Origin of the sequence: Pseudomonas sp. CF161, from assembly GCF_000416215.1 — a bacterium.
GTDB lineage: Bacteria > Pseudomonadota > Gammaproteobacteria > Pseudomonadales > Pseudomonadaceae > Aquipseudomonas.
On record NZ_ATLP01000063.1, the window covers coordinates 1 to 1,998 of the forward strand.

The following is a 1,998-nucleotide window of genomic DNA, read 5'->3' on the forward strand; positions in this document are numbered from 1 at the left end:
CAGGCCGAGCGCGGGGTGGACCCGCACGTGGCGTCGGGTGTCGACCAGGCGTTGCAGCAGCGCGGCCTGAGCCTGCGCGCGGCAGGCTACAGCGCCTTTGAACGCATGGCGCCGGAGGCCGGGGTGCCGGCGCGGCTGATCATTGCCCACTACCTGTGCCTGCAATACCAGCACTTGCAGGCCGCCGGTGGCGATATTCCAACCCGCTGAAGCGCCTCAGTGATCGGCCACGGGGGCCGTGGGCGGTGCCACCTTGCGCATCAGCGGCACCATGGCGGTGGCGACCATAAAGCACAGCATGATCATCAAAAACGCATCGCCATAGGTCTGCGTCTGCGCCTCGCGGTAGGTCAGCAGCCACAGCTGATGCAGGCTGGCGTTAAGCCCGGCATCGCCGCCCAGGCTTTGGCTGGCAAAATTGCCGCCGACCGTAGTCAGCCACTGGTTGAGCGCCTCGTTGCTGCTGTTCAGGTGCTCGGCGAGACGGGTGAAGTGCAGGTTGGTGCGGTCATTGAGGACGGTGGCGCAGGCCGCGATGCCGATCGCGCCGCCCAGGTTGCGCATCAGGTTGAACAGCCCCGAGGCATGTTTGAGCCGGGCCTGGGACAGGCCGCCGAGGGTCAGGGTCACCGCCGGCGGCACCGCCAGTTGCTGGGCAATGCCACGCAGGGCCTGGGGCAGCAGCAGTTCGCGGGCGCCCCAGTCGTGGGTGATCGGGCTGAAGTCCCACATCGACACGGCGAACAACCCCAGCCCGGTCATCATGATCCAGCGCAGGTCGAGGCGGTTGGCGAGGAAGGCGTAGAGCGGGATCGCCAGGATCTGGAACACCCCCGTGGAAAACACCGCCATGCCGATGTCCAGGGCGCTGTAGCCACGGACCCGGCCGAGAAACAGCGGGGTCAGGTAAATGGTCGCGAACAGGCCGATGCCGGTGACGAACGAAAAGAAACAGCCGAGGGCGAAGTTGCGGTCCTTGAGCGCCCGCAGGTCGACAATCGGGTTGGCCACGTGCAGGGTCCGGCCGATAAACGCCAGGCCGGCCAGCCCGGAGATCCACGCCGTGCAGAGGATGGTGCGGTCGCTGAACCAGTTCCAGCGCGGGCCTTCCTCCAGGGTGTATTCCAGGCAGCCGAGAAACAGCGCGAGAAAGACCATGCTCAGATAATCGGCGCCCTTGAGCAGCGACAACTCCGGCTGGTCGATCCTGACCAGCATCGGCACCGCCACGGCGACGAAAATCCCCGGCACCAGGTTGATGTAGAACAGCCAGTGCCAGGATGAAACATCGGTGATCCAGCCGCCGATCACCGGGCCCAGGGTCGGCGCCAGAGACGCCACCGCGCCGATGGTGGCGGCGGCGATCACCCGCTGCTTGCCGCTGAAGAAAAAGAACGCGGTGGTGAACACCAGGGGGATCATCGAGCCGCCGAGAAAGCCTTGCAGGGCGCGGAAGGCGATCATGCTCTGGATGTTCCAGGCCGCGCCGCAGAGCAGGCTGGCCAGGGTAAAGCCCACGGCCGAGGCGCAGAACAGCCAGCGCGTGGAGAACACCCGCGACAGCCAGCCGGACAGCGGGATCACGATGATTTCGGCAATCAGGTAACTGGTCTGGACCCAGGCGGTTTCATCGGTGCCGGCCGACAGGCCACCGCCGATATCCCGCAGCGACGCCGAGACGATCTGGATATCCAGCAGGGCGATAAACATGCCGATGCACATGCTGGCAAAGGCGAAGACCTTGGTCGCGGTGGCCATGCTCGCCGCATCGAAGGGCAACGCCGGAGCGGCGAGGGCGCGACTCATGGTGCGCTGGCCTGGGCCACGGCCGAGGCCGGGGCGGGTGCTTCAGGCAGGGTGTTGACCGCCGCGTTCACCGACAGCCCCGGGCGCAGTTGACCGAGCACGCCGTCCGCCGGGTCGAGGATCACCCGCACCGGCACCCGCTGCACGATCTTGGTGAAGTTGCCGGTGGCGTTTTCCGGTGGCAGCACGCTG

2 protein-coding genes and 1 pseudogene are annotated in these 1,998 nt (G+C 66.6%); 1 reads left to right on the forward strand and 2 read right to left on the reverse strand.

Annotated elements, in window-relative coordinates; all coding sequences use genetic code 11:
- The coding region (locus tag CF161_RS33155; protein ID WP_020296869.1) for a hypothetical protein at positions 1-210 on the forward strand (210 nt) is incomplete at its 5' end.
- 6 nt (positions 211-216) lie between these two features.
- Here the strand turns inward: CF161_RS33155 and CF161_RS12160 are convergent.
- Positions 217-1,806 carry a DHA2 family efflux MFS transporter permease subunit gene (locus CF161_RS12160; RefSeq protein ID WP_020296870.1) on the reverse strand — a complete coding sequence of 530 codons (1,590 nt, stop codon included), beginning with the start codon at positions 1,804-1,806 and terminating at the stop codon, positions 217-219.
- Positions 1,803-1,998, reverse strand: a pseudogene (locus CF161_RS12165) (HlyD family secretion protein); the annotation flags it as partial. The gene CF161_RS12160 and the pseudogene CF161_RS12165, both read right to left, overlap by 4 nt.

Coding starts and splice junctions, on each gene's coding strand:
- CF161_RS12160 (WP_020296870.1), bottom strand. CDS start 1,806: ATGAGTCGCGCCCTCGCCGCTCCGGCGTTGCCCTTCGATGCGGCGAGC.